This is a genomic window from Herpetosiphon giganteus, from assembly GCF_016907925.1.
In the GTDB taxonomy this organism is placed as follows: Bacteria; Chloroflexota; Chloroflexia; order Chloroflexales; family Herpetosiphonaceae; genus Herpetosiphon; species Herpetosiphon giganteus.
Genome location: NZ_JAFBCZ010000029.1, coordinates 48,079 through 62,895, shown reverse-complemented (window position 1 = coordinate 62,895; position 14,817 = coordinate 48,079). Strand labels below are relative to the sequence as shown.

The following is a 14,817-nucleotide window of genomic DNA, read 5'->3' as shown; positions in this document are numbered from 1 at the left end:
TTTTAAGCTGGTGGTTAATTTTTTACGATCAATGAGTGAGCAACCAATATCAACTCCCGCCGGGCGCTGGTTTGCGTTGCTGCGGAATGATCAGGGTTACGCAGGTGCCGTGTCCATGGGTGCTCTCGATCGACAGCCCATAGTCTGGGCCGTAGTAGAGCTTGATCCGTTGATTAACATTGCTGATACCATAGCCATCTTCGACAATCGGCATCGCGCCCGCCACCCAGCGATTGCCCGCTGCCAACAGCTCCTGAATCTGGGCAAGCCGCGCTGGCAGCATCCCAATTCCATTATCTTCAACCTCGATTTGGAGCCGATCGCCAGCGAGCCAGCGACCACGAACGACAATCGCGCCGCCGTTGCGCTTATTCTTGATGCCGTGATAGAGCGCATTCTCCACTAGCGGCTGCAACGTAAGTTTGAGCATCTCACCGCTGCGAGTTTCCTCGGGAATATCGATCTGATAGTCGAGAATATCGCGGTAGCGAATCTTCTGGATCGCCAGATAGCTTTCGATATGCGCAATCTCATCGCGCACGGTAATCCAATCTCGGCCTTTACTGAGCGTAATCCGGAAGAAGCGTGACAAGGCTGAAACAAGCTCAACGATCTGGGCTGTGCGCTTGGATTCGGCCATCCAGATAATCGCATCGAGCGTGTTATAGAGGAAATGGGGGTTGATCTGGGCTTGGAGCACCCGCAACTCAGCCTTTTTGAGGTTCTCGTGTTCTTCGAGTTTGGCATCAAGCAATTCTTTGATCTTGCCAACCATGATGTTAAAGCTCAAGCCAAGCTCGGTAATCTCGTCGGCATTATCGGCGATAACCAGAGCCTCCAGATCGTGACGGGCAATCGTGGTGGTTACATCGTGCAATTTCTTGATTGGCACATAGATGCTTTTTGAGATGCGCCACGCAGCGACGATCGAAAAGCCAATCGACGTGATAATGACGCTCAGGCCGCCAATCGCCCAACGCGTGAGGTCGCTTTGCATCGCCTGATATTGCAGTTGCGTGCGCTTCACCTCAAACAGCGCATAGGCCTGAACGTTGCCCTCAATCAATTGGGTGATGCTGCGAATCTCCTCCATCAGCAGCAAATTTTCGGCAAACGTTTTGCCTTGGGCAATCTGAATCCCAACCCGATCGATCGAACTGCGCAGGGTTTGTAGGGTGTGCTGGATAATGCTGAGCTTGACCCGACCCTTTTCCGAGCTGGAGTTATTGATCATCTGCTCGATTCGATGGTCGACATCGCTCAAAATCGCATATTGCGTACCTTGAGCAAATGGTTTTTTGCCAGCAATAATTTCCCACAGTTCTGCATCAATTGATGGCTTGATATAGCCGTTGATACTATTCGCAGTTGTAATGTTCTGAATCAGCCCATCATACTGGGTCTTGTATTCGAGGCCAGGCACGATCAGAAAAATATAGGGCACGCTCATCAGAATCACGACCATCAGCAACGCGAGCAGAATTTTGTCGCGGATGGACAGCCGCATGCGCAGCCGAGGGATTGTAAGCATGCCTGCCAAGCCACTGGAGCGAGCACGATCAAACATATTTTCATCCATAGAGAGCCTCTCGTAGCCTAGGCGCGTTGGCGAAACTCGTTGGGTGGCTGCCCGACAACCTTGCGGAACACCGAGTAGAAATAGCGTGGGTTCTGATAGCCAATGCGATAGGCGATCTCGCTGGCGGTCAGCGAGGTTGAGCGCAGCAGTTCAATCGCTTTGCGAATCCGGAGATTGGTCAAGTAGTCGATAAAGGTTTCGCCAACCTCGCGGTGGAAGAGTGCGCTGAAATAGGTTGGGCTGAGTAAGGCTTGGGCAGCAGCTTGGCTCAGTGACATCGCAGGATCAGCATAGTTGGCATCGATGTAGGCCAGCGCTTTCATAATCATCGGATCGGCGTTCAGTGGCGCTTGATCGCTAAACCCGACCTCCGCTGAACGCTCACCAGCGCTGATCTGGAGCAGGGCCTGAGCAAACGATTGGGCAATCATACTGAGCCGGTCGGTTGGCTCGCCGCTGCCGATGTGCGCCCGCCAATTTGCCTGCTCGGCCAACTGCCGATTCAAGGCAGCACTCAGCACAGCGGCGCGTTGGGCCACATCAGTGCGAGTTTCGCCCTTGACGATTAGGATCGTGTCTTCGAGGCCATGCTTGAAGGCCACCACCGACAGCGATTCAGCGAGAATTACGCCGACGATTACGTCAACTTGTTGACAAACGGCATACAGCGGGATTGCGCTGGCATGCGGCGGCATAACGTGCAGCACGAGCACCTGATACCAAGGAGCCAACAGATCAATCTCAAGGCTGCGTGCTTGCTCCATAAAATCAGCTGCTGAACTACTTCCAGCAACCAGATCAAGCAGACAACGCTCGCGCAACAGTGGTTGATGGTCGGACATTTGGGCTTGCAGCGTTGCCAAGTGCGCCCGCGACTGCCGTTCTTCAGCGATTTGGCGCGCGATTTTAGCCAGCGCTGCGAGCAGATCGTGAGCCACAATGGGTTTCAGCAGATACTCAGTAACGCCGATTTGCAGTGCTTCTTGGGCATAGCGAAACTCATCATGGCCGCTGAGAATCATAATTTTGGTGGTTGGTAACGTTTCCTTGAGAATGCGACAAAGTTGTAAGCCATCCATAAACGGCATCTTAATATCGGTGATCACAATGTCGGGCCGGCGCTCGCGGATGAGCGGTAGCGCGATTTCGCCATCTGGGGCCTCGCCGCAAAACTGATAGCCTGCCGCAGCCCAGTCAACCCCATCGCGAATCCCTTCGCGGGTGATAATCTCGTCTTCGACTAAAAAGAGTTTGTAGGTCATCGTTGCGCCCCTCATGCGTCGTCGCACGCCCAGCGTTATCGGCTAGCTAGCTTGTGTCAAGCAGTTCAATTGAGGATGTTGCCGCTACTGTTTATTTGAATTTAAGCCAGGCTGTGCCTGCTTGCGGATGAGCTTGAAGATGTTTCGCTAGTGTAGGGCTATGATCGCATGGGTGTCAAGTTGCGACTTGGACGTTTAAGCATCCATTACAATATCTAGATAAATGGTACAATCAGCCGAGTTTATCGATTGATCGGTTGGGTAAACGAGCGATTTATTGAGGGAGTTTTCTGTGCCAAATCAGCCATTAGCGCTTGACGAACAAGCCATCGTCCAAGCAGCATCTGATTCGACAACCACGCCCGAAGAACTGTTGCGGATTGCCAATTATCTTGCGTTGGTAGCCGACCCCGACTTTGAACGCCCGACTTCTGGAACCGACTTCCTGCGCTTTGTTGGTCGCCAAGGCCCATTAGCAGTGGTTTTAGAGCCTCATCCCCGCACGGCGATTGTTGCCGCCTTGGTTGCTAACCCCAATACGCCGCAAAAAACGCTCTTACACTTTGCCGCCGACTTTCCCGAAGCGTTTCTCGCCAATCCGGTCTTGCTGTTGTTGTTGCTCGAACATCCCGATTTATTTCGCCAGATGGATGAACTACGCTTATTAGTATTTCTGCGCCACCCAGCAATTCCGCTTAATCTGCTTAATACGATTCGTGGCTATGCCTCGCCCGATGTTGCCCAAGCCATTGCCTACCATATTAATAGCTATGGCGAGGCTGGCGCTGATTGGCAACAGCAAGCAGAGGCGCTCGTGGCCCAACTTCCGTTACCACCAGTCGATGGCCAAGAGGCGTTAATTGAGCATCTGGCGCTGGGCACGCTGCCAGCTTGGCTTGAGCAACGCCTTCTTGCATCAAATGAGCAACACATTCAACAAGCCTTGCAGCAAACAGTCACGGTCTTAGAAGACGAAGTGTTTGCGGCCATGAGCTATACGATCAATCATGAGCGCTTCGATCTGGCCAGCATTGCTACGGCAGATCGTGAGCAACGCAAGCGTGCTGCTGAATCGAGCGACCCCGAAATCCTCAGGCTGCTGGCTGATGATGATGATCCAAGCGTTCGTGCTCGGGTTGCCTTCAATATCAATACGCCACTTGCGGTGTTGCCCCGCTTAGAGCTTGATGATGTGCAGCCAGTGCGCAATGCCCTCGCCTTAAACCCCAATGTTCCTGCTGCGTTGTTAGCGACGATGGCTCGCGATTATAGCTGGTCGGCGTTGCGCATGCGCAAGGCAATCGCCCAACATCCCAATGTCACCCCTGATATTTTAGCCCGCTTGGCCACCGATGAATCGATTCAGGTACGCAATGCAGTCGTCCGTAACCCCCAAACATCAGCCAGCGCGCGCCAACAATTGCTTGATCGGGCATTAACCGCAGCGCTGTATTCGGCGCATCCAATGTTTCATTTTATTGCCATGGCCAATCAATACACCAATCCCCAGCATTTGCGCAAAGGTCTGCGCTCGCCCTATTGGTATGCGCGCTATGCGTTGGCGCTCAATCCCGCAGTTCCGCTAGAAATTATCAGCGAATTGACCAACGATGCGCATTGTTTTGTCCGCCGCGCAGCCCAAACTGCGCGTGAGCAACGAGTGAAGGAGCAAGCATGAATCCGTTAGAATTACAGCACTACCTCGATACGTTGGTGCAGAAAAAGCTGTATCTCAGCACGATGATTTGGGGGCCGCCTGGGATTGGCAAATCAAGCATTGTAGCCCAAATTGCCCAACACAGCGGCATCGATTTTATTGATGTGCGCTTATCGCAGCTTGCGCCAACCGATCTACGGGGCTTGCCAGTGCCCGATAACGGAATTTCGCGCTGGTTTCCACCAGAGTTTCTGCCCCAGACTGGGCACGGTATCTTGTTTCTTGATGAATTAAACATGGCTCCCCCAGCCATGCAAGGGGTCGCCCAACAACTGATTCTTGATCGACGGGTTGGCTCCTACACCCTGCCTGAGGGCTGGTTTGTTTGGGCGGCAGGCAATCGCAAAGAGGATCGAGCCTCGGTCTTCGATATGCCAGCACCCTTGGCAAATCGTTTTGTGCACCTCGAAGTTACGCCCGATTTTGATAGTTTCAAGGCCTATGCGCTGAATGCGAATGTGGCTGAGCAAGTGATTGCCTTTCTCTCATTTCGCCCAACCCTGTTGCACAAACTCAATCCTCAGCATCCAGCGTGGCCGTCGCCGCGCTCATGGGTGATGGCCAGCCAACTCTATCAGGCCGAGCTTGATCTTGCTCCGGTTGTCGGGATTGATGCAGCAGCAGAATTTTACTCCTACACCGAACTCTATCAAACGCTGCCCGATTTTGAGGCGATTCTGCGTGGTGAAGGCGCAAACCTCGCCTTTCCAAGCGAGCCTGGGGCACGTTATGCCAACACGATCGGCTTGACATTACGCGCTGCAAACGCCGATAGCGCCTATCAAGCCTTTTGTTGGATGGCGGCCCAAGCGCCAACCGAATGGGTACAGGTCTTTATTGCCGATCTAATGCGGCAGTTACGGCTTAAGGGCCAAATTGGAGCCTTTGCCACCTATGTTCAGGGCGATGCCCAATTGCAAGCATTCTTCCAAGCATATCAACGGATGTTGGCATGAGTGCCACCGAATTTGAGCGCATGATTAGTGCTTCGGTGCTGCGGCTACGCACCCGTTCAGCCTACTTTGCGAGCTTGGTGTTATTTGCGCCCGTGGTTGCGGCCACGAATGTGAATCAAGCGGCAACTGATGGTGAACGGGTGTATGTCAACCCTGATTATTTCGCCACTCTCCGCCAGCAGGATCAAGATCGCTTGATTGTACATCAGGTGTTGCATGCGGCCTTGCTGCATCTTCCCCGCCGTGGTAGCCGCAACCCTCGGATTTGGAACACGGCCTGCGATATTGTGTTGAATGGCATTATCAGCACGATCGAGGGCATTGGCTGCGACCCCATGACCCAGCGCGACCCTGAGCTTGAAGCATTCAGCGTCGAAGAAGTGTACGAATTATTAGTCCGCGACCCTAGCCGCTACCCCCTGACCGACAGCCTTGATTTACTCGAAGCAACCGAGGCTGATCGATCGGGTCTGAGTGGCCAAGGCGGTTTTGAACAAGAGACGCGCGGCACCAAACGCAATGCAGTGCTAGAAGCTCATTGGCGCAATGCGCGGCACCAAGCTGATCTGATTGCGCTGATGGTCGCCCAAGGCAGTTTGCCAAGCAGCATGCGTCGTGAGTTGCGCAACACCGACCCTGAGAAACTCGATTGGCGGACCTATTTATGGCGCTATTTGGTGCAAACGCCCACCGATTTTGTCGGCTTTGATCGGCGTTTTTTGAGTCGCGGTCTCTACCTCGATGCCTTAGCTGGCGAGAGTCTGCACGTTTTTGTGGCGGTCGATACCAGCGGCTCAATCGACGAGCGCCATTTGCAGCTCTTTATGGATGAGGTGCAGGGGATTTTACGTTCCTATCCGCATATCACCTGCGATTTGTTTTATGTTGATGCTGAAGCGCATGGGCCATTTCAACTCACCGCCCACAGCCCAATTCCTGAGCCAATCGGCGGTGGTGGCACCGATTTCCGACCCTTTTTTGCGGCCCTTGAGGGCTTAATCCGTCCATATATGCCAGTGGTGGCGGTATATTTGACTGATGGCTATGGCAGTTTTCCGCCAGTACCCCCTGAATATCCATTCTTGTGGGTAGTCGTTGCTGGCGGCCTGGATAGCGAAGCTTTTCCCTTTGGCGAGGCCATTCGGCTGCTGCTTGAATAAACAAAACACCGCTTGGTTATGGTTGTGCAGCATATACGCCGAAGGCAGAGGAGGATGCACATCCCTTATGTTGTGCATCCTCCAAAGTTGGCCCAGTACTGCTTCATCTGCTCGGCCAAGCGCCATTGGGCTGGAGTCAGTGGAGCCTCTGCACCATCCAGAATCAAATCGGAGGCATTTGTTTATGCAATGGGTTTATTGCTTAGCCTATGGCTCAAAACGCAGCTTAATCTGCACAACTTCGGGAACCGTGCCAACCCGAATTGGCGGCCCCCACGTGCCAAAGCCCGATGAAACCACCAGATTGCTTGGGCCTTTGGTCAATTGGCCCCATTGTTGCTCATAGCTCAGGCCAGTAATTAAGGTGAAGGGGAATAATTGCCCAGCATGAGTATGCCCCGAAACCTGAAGTGCGGCTTCAACCGCAACCGAATCATCAAAACGGTTTGGATTGTGATCCATAATCAGCAGCGGTAATGAGCGATCAGCGCCTTGCAGAATCTCAGTCAAGGGCACGCCAACCACATCGCCTGAGGTGCGTGGCCCGCCAATATCATCGCGGCCAACCAACAGCAAGCTATTATCGACCGTGACCCACTCGTCAACCAACATCTGAATCCCAGCCTGCGCGAGGTCGGCCCGAAAGAGTGCCAATTCATCGGCGCGCACATCGTGATTGCCCATAATCGCGTAGTTGCCCAGCCGCGACTCAAGCTTGCTCAGCTCGTTCGCCATCGCTTGATCATTAAATGGTTGCAAATCGTCGTCAATAATATCGCCTGCAATCAGCACAATATCGGGCTTAAGTTGATTGACCATCGCCACCATTGCTTGCACGCGGCCAACACTATTGCTGTAGCCAAGGTGAGTATCCGACACCAAAACGATGCTTAATTCACGCTCTGGCCCAGCCTGTTTGGGTACGCTAATCGTATATTCGGCCACGACTGGAGTGCGTGCGCGCCAGGTTCCATAGCCAATTAAGCCCACCAGCAGCCCAATCACCGTTGCACCAGCGGCAAGCAGCGTGCGCCGCGAATAACCCACGCCCTTGGGAGCGCTACCAGTCAAACGCACCATTAAGCGAATGAGATCAACGAGGCCGAGCAGCATGCCTGCATAGACAAAAATGCTCATCCAATAGCCACCAATTGGCGTAAGTAGGGCCATCAGGCTCGTTGGGACGCGGCCAGCAATGAAGCGGCTTACAAATGGAGTGCTAGCGAGGAGCCAAAAGCTGAGCCAAAAGAGCCAGCGCGGAATTCGCTGGGGAGCAATGGCCTGCAACCATTGCCATGTCCGCCGACCAATATACAGATTGATACCGCCGTACAGCACGAAGACGAGCGCGAAGAAGACGAAGGTCATGCCAATACTTTCTCACTGATCGCCATAGGCCTATGGCGATGCGAATAGGCCAAAAAACGCAGCTGAGCTGATTCAGCAGCCGCAGCGCTGAGCAACATTCAATCGAGCTCGATCGAACATGCTACAAGAATGATAGGCAGGTACAGTAGGGCTGTCAATGCAATCGCATCCTCAATTTCGTCCTTGGAATGGGATGTGCTTTGGAGTGGCTTCAGAACAATCAACCTAGCTACAAGGAGTTTTGGATATGTATACGGTCAACAGTTTGTTTGGCAAACCAGTTATCGCCCAAGCAACCGGAGAGCGCATCGCCAGCGTGCAAGATGTGGTGCTCGATCAACCACCAACGCGGGTTGTTGCCCTGCTGATCGATATTGGTGGCTTGTTATCCAGCGCTCGGGTTATTCGCTGGGAGCAAGTCATTAGCCTTGGGGATATTGTGTTGGTAAGTGGCGATCCGCTCTATACAACGATTAAAGAAGATCCTGAATTAGCAGCGCTGATTAAACAAGCCCATCAAATTACTGGCACAACGATCATCACGGTTGATGGAACCCAAATTGGCACCGTTGCCGATTTATCGATCGATGAGCGCGGCACAATCCTTGGCTATCAAATTAAACAAGGCTTCTTTCAAGATTTGCGGGGCCGCAGCCTGCTGCCCGTTGAGCAGGTTCGCTCGTTTGGCAATGATGCGATTATTGTTGAACAGCCACCACAAGCCTAAACTGAAAGCTCTGTAACACAGATCAATTTGACCTGCCATGCTCAGTCCATGGCAGGTTTTGTTTATTAAGTAACCTCAACATACCAGCTCATGGTTAATGCATCCATCTGCCACGGCTCATCAGGAAATAACAGCTCCCACGCATGACACAAAAATTTATAGCGATCAGTGGGCGAAAGCGTCCATTCAATCAATTGCAGCCAAACCTTATTGAAGTCATAATTCATCCGCTCATCATAGACATTGAGACAATAACGCAGCGATTCTTTCATGTGATATTGGGCACGCACTTCAGCAGGATTCGTGGCGGGTTCAAAGCGAGGTTGAATAAAATGACGGATAAACAATGCTTGATTCTGGCGATCATCAAGATAGAGTGAGTCGGGAAGCTGCTGTTCTGAGGGTGTCCAAGTATGAATCATCATTGAATAAAACACCCAATTACGATCAACCTTAATCTGTCTCATTCCCATTGCTGCTCCCTCGTTACTCCAATGATTGACTCAAATTGAGTGTAGCATACTTGGGTTATGCAGCAAACATTACTTACGCCTCAAATGTGCCATTCGCGCACGAAATATCACCGAAAACCACTGATTTTGAGCAATTTTTGAAATTCGTTTGCATTGTTGAAATGCTAGGGCATGCTTATTCGTCTTTAAAGGCAATTCTTTTGATCTGGATGTAAGGATTGTGTATGGTGGTTGACTCAGTGCCTCTGGCCGAGGCTGCCGTGCGAGAACGCTTGGCCGCGTGGTTTGACCAATATAACCTCGCGATCTTTCGCTATCTTGTGCGCTTGATCGGCGATGAGGAACAAGCGGCTGATTTGCTGCAAGAAACCTTTACCAAGGCGCTTGTTGCCCTCCGCACCCAAGCCTTGCCAAATAACCCCTATGCTTGGCTCTGCCGCATTGCGGGCAATCTGGTGATTGATATGCTGCGACGCAAACGCCGCTGGAGCTGGCTGCCATTTCAGACCAGCACACCTTCGCATGAACACGCGATTGCAACCGCCCAAGACGTGCGTGATTGCTTGGTTCGGCTCAACCAGCGTGAAGCAGAACTCTTAGTGATGGCGCATTGCGTTGGCCTTAGCCCCAGCGAAATCGCCGAGTTGCTCAGCGAAAACGTCTCGACCGTGCGGGTGCGCCTGCATCGTGCCCGCCATCGCTTTCGAGACTTGTATACCGGGGAGAGTGAATTGTGAATTGTGCTGAGATTAAAACCATATTGGCTCAGGCTGCGGATGTGGCTCCAGCGGATGCCGCCACTTTTGAGCAGCACCTCGCAACCTGTCAGCAATGCAATGCGCTCTTGGCCGAGCTAGAGGCCCAAACCGAGCAATCGTTTGCGCTACTGGTGCAGAGCGATGCCCGCCCGCCAATCGCAACCGTCGCCGCAATTCACGCCCAGATTCTGGGCCAAACCCAGCCAACCCGCTTTTGGCAACGTCGCTCTGCGCGCTTGCTCCAACTGGCGGCAATGGCCCTGCTTTTGGCATGGTTCGGCATTGAAGCCCTCAATCGAATGCCCATCAAGCAGCCTGCAACGATTGCCCAGCTGCAAACACCGCTGGCAAGTGCATCGCCCGCTGTTGCAGTTGTGCAAGCCACGCCAACCTTGAGCGTCGTGCAGCCGAGCGCGACAACCTTGCCTATTGCATCAACAACCAGCCAACCAGCGCTCACGCCAACCCAATCGAACCAACCAACCATGGTCGCCAAGCCACTGCCAAGTTCAATCCCAGTCGTGCCAACCAGCGTTCAGGTGCAACCAACCAGCGTGCCAACCAATCCGCCAACGATTCCGGTGGCCTCACCGCCATTGGCCACCACCATTCCAGTGCCAACCAATGAGCCAGTACCTTCACCGCAAGCGACCAATGCGCTGCCATCAGCCACGCCCATGCCCGAAGTGAGCACCGAGCCAACTGACGTTCCAGCGCCGACCAAGGAAACTGGCCCAACCCGCGTGCCACCAAGCAGCCCTGTGCCAACAACTGGCTCGCAGCCGACAGCAAGCGCGACCCAAGGATTGCCAACCATGCCGCCGATTGCAACCACGGTTCCAACCCAAGGCCCTCCCGAAACTGTGATTCCAGGCTCGCCAACGCCGACCGAACCGTCGTTGCCGCCGCTGACGGCGATTGGCACTCTAGGGCCGCCAGCGACTGCAACCCCAACAGCGACCAGTGTTGCGCCAACGCCAACCGATACCTTGCCACCAACGCCGCCGCCAACCAGCACGCCGTCGTTACCAACCGCAACCCCATAATTTTATTGTTATTGTTATTAGGAGGAAGCCCAATGCACAGCACTCATTTCAGCAAGCGCCCATTGCTTCGCGTCTGGATCATGATGGCCATTATTGCTCTTGGTGGCGCGTTTATGCGCATGCCAGTGGCCTACGCCACCAACCAAGCTAGCCCATTCGCTCCGCTCAATTGCCCGCCAGGCGAGACCGAAGAGCTGATTGAACCAACCTTGCTCACCCTCACGCCAACCAATCCGCTACCAGGCGAAACAGTCCAAGTCACCGGTTATGGCGGCTATATTCGTTGTAGTGGTGGCTTGTATAACGAATCGGCACGCTCGTTCGACTTAACCCTCGATGGTGCGGTTGTCGCTCAACTTGGTTGCTATACCAATCGCTGCCAAACGACGTTCGTCGTGCCAACCACGATCAATCCCGGCAACTACCAAGTCTCGACTGTTGGTGGCTCGCAGCTGCGGCTCGACGTACAAGACGAACGGCCAACCTTCCTGCCAACAGTGTTCAATGGGCTAGCAACCAGTGCGGCCTTTATGCCACCAGTCGGCGGCCTCAGTGGTTGCCCTGCTAACGAAACCGCAACCCTGATTCCGCCCAGTTTAGTCAGTTTGAATCCAAGCAGCGTTGCGGCTGGTGGCTCGGTGGAGGTCGTTGGCAATGGTGGCTATATTCACTGTAGTGGTGGGCTGTATAACGAATCGGCGCGCTCGTTCGACTTAATGCTCGATGGCACGCTTGTGGCCCAACTTGGCTGTTATGCCAATCGCTGCCAAGTGACGTTCATCGTGCTAACCACCACCAATCCGGGCAGCTACCAAGTTTCAACTGTGGGTGGCTCGGAATTGACCTTGGTCGTGGACTAATCCTGAAGCTACAACGCCGCGTACTTGGTTTAATCAAGTACGCGGCACTGCGCTATAATAATTATGTCAATTTAAATATTAATTTCGATAGCTGCTCATCGATAATGCGCATACGAACGGCTACAATTATGCTGCGAATTCATAGCGATAGTGCTGGTGCGAATTCATAGCGATAGGATCGTCGTTCGCCCATCTGAGACCATACGGGCTTAGTCGGGGCACCATTCCAGCACCCCATCATTTTCCGCAGGCTATTGCTGCTAGCTTTAATGATCAACTCGACCGCCAGCTGGCTTCCAATGCGGCCATCCACGCTTGACAACACATTTACAATAGAACGGATGAGCTTATTTGGAGTGTTAATGATGAAGTATCTGCTTACTTCGGCAGGCATGACTAACCCCAGTATTCATGCGGCGCTTGTTAGTTTGTTAAGCAAACCAATCGCTGAATCAAACGCGCTGTGTATTCCAACTGCAAGCTATGCCAATCGTGGCGGCTTTGGCCAAGCTTGGGCCTTCAGTAGCGGCAACGAGCCGCAAACGCCGATGTGCGAATTGGGCTGGAAATCCTTGGGGATTTTAGAACTAACGGCCTTGCCCAGCCTTGGTCGGGCGCATTGGTTGCCGCAGGTTCAAGCCTGCGATGTGCTTTTGGTCGGCGGTGGTGATCCGCTGTATTTACACTATTGGATGCAGCAATCGGGCTTGGCTGAATTACTCCCAACATTGAGCGAAACCCTGTATGTTGGGCTGAGTGCTGGCAGTATGGTGCTGACTCCGGCGATTGGTCAATTCTTTGTCAATTGGACTCCGCCGCATGGGGGCGACGACAAAACCTTGGGATTGGTAAATTTTAGTATCTTTCCACACCTTGAGCATCCAGCCTTGCCGCACAATACCTTGGCCAATGCGCAAACATGGGCCGCCAGCCTGAATGGGCCAAGCTATGCAATCGACGATCAAACAGCAATCAAAGTCGTTGGCTCGGCGGTTGAGGTTGTTTCTGAAGGTCAGTGGCAGCAATTTGGTTAATCAGCACTCGTCTATTTTTTATGTTTATTCTGTTCAGCATACTATTTTGTATATAAATCGTTAAGTATCAAGCCCCCATTTCCTTGTTGATTAGGAAATGGGGGCTTGATGATCGTTACGACCGTTATTGCAAACTTAGCGCAAAATTAATCAATTCTTGTTTGGAGAGGTTCACTGAAGAAAGCATATAAGAAATATCGCCAACCTGCCAGCGCAGCGTTTTATTGGGATAGTTCGAATCCCACTCAGCAACTGTCCCTTTATTAATAAAGCCGCCTTGGAAATATTCAGCACTGGCATTGCCCAATTGAACGACCTCAACCTCAGCAGTCGCACCAATCTGAAGATAGAGCGGGCCATATTGGGCACTCAACGAGACGCGCGAATTGTCACCTGCATCAAGATAATTGATGTGGGCAAACATATTTGGGTGTTCGCCATCGACCATAATTTGGGTGCCATGGATCTCAGGTGGAAGTTGGGCCGGAGTCAGAATATCAAAGCCAACCAGGGCCTCGGCTTCTGCAATCGTTGCAACCGTTGGTGGCGTAAGGAACGGCCCAGTTGCTGATTCGACCGTATCTGATGGGGCACGATACAAGCCGAAGAACTCGTTCAGTGCTGCCACGAAGCCGCTTGGAGCGGCAAACCACAGCGTTACGAGTAACAACGTTAAGCTGGCCATCAGCATACCGCGCCAGCCAAAGGGTCGACGTTGTTTCGGCGCGCTGGCTTGCATCCATGGTGCATCAGCGTGGCGGGCATGAAATTCCTTGCTCGGATGCTCGCCAAAGTCGCGCAACAATGCGCTAATCGCTTGCTCGGCTGCTGGTTGAACCTGGTCGTTTAATTGATTATGCGTCATGGAACAGCTCCTCTGCTAACGTTGGATAGCGGTTTTGCAGAATTTTCAAGGCTCGATGGATACTGACCGACACTGAACTCTCGGAACAGCCAAGGTGTTGGGCGATTGTCTGCACGCGCCAGCCTAGAAAGTAGCGCATAATCAGATGATCGCGTTGGTTCAATGAAACATGATTGAGCAATTCGAGCGCCAACTGCTGCCGCTCACGCAACAGGGCTTGTTGTTCAGGCGTGGACGGCAGATCTGCTTGGTCTAGTTGGTGTGTTGCTGCGCTCGAAACTCGCCGTTGTTGATCAATGACAATCCGCCGCGCAATCGTAATAATCCAGCCAAGCGCTGCTTCATCGTTGCCACTGAAGCGATGGCGCTGCTTCCATGCCCGCGCAAACGCCTCAGCGGTGTAATCTTCGACATCGCTTTTGGGTGAGCCATGCAACATATACACATAGCGAAAAACCACGGCATGGGTTTGCTGATAGAACAGCGCAAAACTGGCTGGGTCTGCCAGCGGATGAGCCACGCCAAACACATCACGAACCCGCGTAATAAGATCCATAGGCGCTCCTTCTCGGATGCATTGAGTAGGTTATATAAAAGGAAACGCAGCAACAACAAAAATCTTACATAGCAGCCCACCCAAAAAGAAGCAGGCAGGATCACCACGTGGTAATCCTGCCTGCTTCACTTATTAACCACCATAAACCGATCCAACCTTGATACGTTTTAGCCAAAACTCCTTCTTTCTTGGCGAATCCAGCAAATGGATCGCTGATTGAAAGGAGTTCATTGATGAAACGCCAGATCGTACACGGGTTGGTCATTGGCTTGATGACCATTGGGGCAATCGTTAGTCACGTTGCGATCAAGCCAAGCAACCAACCAAGCGTGGATGCTGCCCAAACAACAAGTTTCACAACTGATGAGCCAGTATTGATGGCTGATCCTGGTGGCGCAAACGGTGGAAATGGTGGCGGCTAGGATCTAAAGCTCAGGCACGGTTGGCTTAATCAGT

General features: G+C 52.7%; 15 protein-coding genes. 9 read left to right on the top strand and 6 right to left on the bottom strand.

Features of this window, described 5'->3' with window-relative positions; genetic code table 11:
- Positions 1–49: 49 nt before the first annotated feature.
- The gene (locus JOD20_RS21130) at positions 50–1,567 is read right to left on the bottom strand and encodes a sensor histidine kinase (RefSeq protein WP_204757181.1); all 1,518 of its coding nucleotides are present in this window, start codon (positions 1,565–1,567) and stop codon (positions 50–52) included.
- Positions 1,568–1,596: 29 nt separating this feature from the next.
- Positions 1,597–2,841 carry a response regulator gene (locus JOD20_RS21125; protein ID WP_204757180.1) on the bottom strand — a complete coding sequence of 415 codons (1,245 nt, stop codon included), beginning with the start codon at positions 2,839–2,841 and terminating at the stop codon, positions 1,597–1,599.
- Between the two features lie 292 nt (positions 2,842–3,133).
- On the opposite strand from JOD20_RS21125, the gene JOD20_RS21120 reads away from it, so the two are divergent.
- Genes JOD20_RS21120 through JOD20_RS21110 form a run of 3 tightly spaced genes read left to right on the top strand, consistent with a single transcriptional unit; the run spans position 3,134 to position 6,674 of the window.
- On the top strand, positions 3,134–4,519 hold the full coding sequence (locus JOD20_RS21120; protein ID WP_204757179.1) for a hypothetical protein: 1,386 nt from the start codon (positions 3,134–3,136) through the stop codon (positions 4,517–4,519).
- Entirely contained in the window at positions 4,516–5,514 is a 999-nt protein-coding gene (locus JOD20_RS21115; RefSeq protein WP_204757178.1) for an AAA family ATPase, read from the top strand. Before JOD20_RS21120 ends, JOD20_RS21115 begins: the two co-directional genes overlap by 4 nt.
- The gene (locus tag JOD20_RS21110) at positions 5,511–6,674 is read left to right on the top strand and encodes a vWA domain-containing protein (protein ID WP_204757177.1); all 1,164 of its coding nucleotides are present in this window, start codon (positions 5,511–5,513) and stop codon (positions 6,672–6,674) included. Before JOD20_RS21115 ends, JOD20_RS21110 begins: the two co-directional genes overlap by 4 nt.
- Positions 6,675–6,881: 207 nt before the next feature.
- On the opposite strand, the gene JOD20_RS21105 is transcribed toward JOD20_RS21110, so the two are convergent.
- Positions 6,882–8,042, bottom strand: a complete 1,161-nt coding sequence (locus JOD20_RS21105; protein ID WP_204757176.1) for a metallophosphoesterase — start codon at positions 8,040–8,042, stop codon at positions 6,882–6,884.
- Positions 8,043–8,289: 247 nt separating this feature from the next.
- On the opposite strand from JOD20_RS21105, the gene JOD20_RS21100 reads away from it, so the two are divergent.
- Entirely contained in the window at positions 8,290–8,769 is a 480-nt protein-coding gene (locus JOD20_RS21100) for a PRC-barrel domain-containing protein (RefSeq protein WP_204757175.1), read from the top strand.
- 65 nt (positions 8,770–8,834) lie between these two features.
- On the opposite strand, the gene JOD20_RS21095 is transcribed toward JOD20_RS21100, so the two are convergent.
- Positions 8,835–9,236 (bottom strand): hypothetical protein, encoded by a 402-nt coding sequence (locus JOD20_RS21095; protein WP_204757174.1) that lies wholly within the window; start codon positions 9,234–9,236, stop codon positions 8,835–8,837.
- A gap of 230 nt (positions 9,237–9,466) precedes the next feature.
- Between JOD20_RS21095 and JOD20_RS21090 the strand changes: the two genes are divergently transcribed.
- From JOD20_RS21090 to JOD20_RS21075, 4 genes are all read left to right on the top strand, one after another.
- Entirely contained in the window at positions 9,467–9,979 is a 513-nt protein-coding gene (locus JOD20_RS21090; RefSeq protein WP_110514504.1) for an RNA polymerase sigma factor, read from the top strand.
- Positions 9,976–11,046 carry an anti-sigma factor family protein gene (locus JOD20_RS21085; RefSeq protein ID WP_204757173.1) on the top strand — a complete coding sequence of 357 codons (1,071 nt, stop codon included), beginning with the start codon at positions 9,976–9,978 and terminating at the stop codon, positions 11,044–11,046. The genes JOD20_RS21090 and JOD20_RS21085 overlap by 4 nt, the downstream gene beginning before the upstream one ends.
- 32 nt (positions 11,047–11,078) lie before the next feature.
- Positions 11,079–11,906 carry a hypothetical protein gene (locus JOD20_RS21080; RefSeq protein ID WP_204757172.1) on the top strand — a complete coding sequence of 276 codons (828 nt, stop codon included), beginning with the start codon at positions 11,079–11,081 and terminating at the stop codon, positions 11,904–11,906.
- A 365-nt stretch (positions 11,907–12,271) separates the two neighbouring features.
- Positions 12,272–12,940, top strand: a complete 669-nt coding sequence (locus JOD20_RS21075) for a Type 1 glutamine amidotransferase-like domain-containing protein (RefSeq protein WP_204757196.1) — start codon at positions 12,272–12,274, stop codon at positions 12,938–12,940.
- 124 nt (positions 12,941–13,064) lie between these two features.
- Here JOD20_RS21075 and JOD20_RS21070 read toward each other — a convergent pair whose 3' ends face one another.
- Together JOD20_RS21070 and JOD20_RS21065 are read right to left on the bottom strand one after the other, a co-directional pair.
- Positions 13,065–13,805, bottom strand: coding sequence for a hypothetical protein (locus tag JOD20_RS21070; RefSeq protein WP_204757171.1), 741 nt, complete (start codon positions 13,803–13,805; stop codon positions 13,065–13,067).
- Positions 13,795–14,361, bottom strand: a complete 567-nt coding sequence (locus tag JOD20_RS21065; protein WP_204757170.1) for an RNA polymerase sigma factor — start codon at positions 14,359–14,361, stop codon at positions 13,795–13,797. The genes JOD20_RS21070 and JOD20_RS21065 overlap by 11 nt, the downstream gene beginning before the upstream one ends.
- Positions 14,362–14,594: 233 nt before the next feature.
- On the opposite strand from JOD20_RS21065, the gene JOD20_RS21060 reads away from it, so the two are divergent.
- Positions 14,595–14,783 (top strand): hypothetical protein, encoded by a 189-nt coding sequence (locus JOD20_RS21060; protein WP_204757169.1) that lies wholly within the window; start codon positions 14,595–14,597, stop codon positions 14,781–14,783.
- The last annotated feature ends 34 nt before the right edge of the window (positions 14,784–14,817 follow it).

Bases quoted from the DNA above. Each gene is read 5' to 3' on its own strand.
- JOD20_RS21100 (WP_204757175.1), top strand. From the start codon at position 8,290: ATGTATACGGTCAACAGTTTGTTTGGCAAACCAGTTATCGCCCAAGCA.
- JOD20_RS21110 (WP_204757177.1), top strand. From the start codon at position 5,511: ATGAGTGCCACCGAATTTGAGCGCATGATTAGTGCTTCGGTGCTGCGG.
- JOD20_RS21125 (WP_204757180.1), bottom strand. From the start codon at position 2,841: ATGACCTACAAACTCTTTTTAGTCGAAGACGAGATTATCACCCGCGAA.
- JOD20_RS21115 (WP_204757178.1), top strand. From the start codon at position 4,516: ATGAATCCGTTAGAATTACAGCACTACCTCGATACGTTGGTGCAGAAA.
- JOD20_RS21075 (WP_204757196.1), top strand. From the start codon at position 12,272: ATGAAGTATCTGCTTACTTCGGCAGGCATGACTAACCCCAGTATTCAT.
- JOD20_RS21070 (WP_204757171.1), bottom strand. From the start codon at position 13,805: ATGACGCATAATCAATTAAACGACCAGGTTCAACCAGCAGCCGAGCAA.
- JOD20_RS21130 (WP_204757181.1), bottom strand. From the start codon at position 1,567: ATGTTTGATCGTGCTCGCTCCAGTGGCTTGGCAGGCATGCTTACAATC.
- JOD20_RS21095 (WP_204757174.1), bottom strand. From the start codon at position 9,236: ATGAGACAGATTAAGGTTGATCGTAATTGGGTGTTTTATTCAATGATG.
- JOD20_RS21080 (WP_204757172.1), top strand. From the start codon at position 11,079: ATGCACAGCACTCATTTCAGCAAGCGCCCATTGCTTCGCGTCTGGATC.
- JOD20_RS21105 (WP_204757176.1), bottom strand. From the start codon at position 8,042: ATGACCTTCGTCTTCTTCGCGCTCGTCTTCGTGCTGTACGGCGGTATC.
- JOD20_RS21060 (WP_204757169.1), top strand. From the start codon at position 14,595: ATGAAACGCCAGATCGTACACGGGTTGGTCATTGGCTTGATGACCATT.
- JOD20_RS21090 (WP_110514504.1), top strand. From the start codon at position 9,467: ATGGTGGTTGACTCAGTGCCTCTGGCCGAGGCTGCCGTGCGAGAACGC.
- JOD20_RS21065 (WP_204757170.1), bottom strand. From the start codon at position 14,361: ATGGATCTTATTACGCGGGTTCGTGATGTGTTTGGCGTGGCTCATCCG.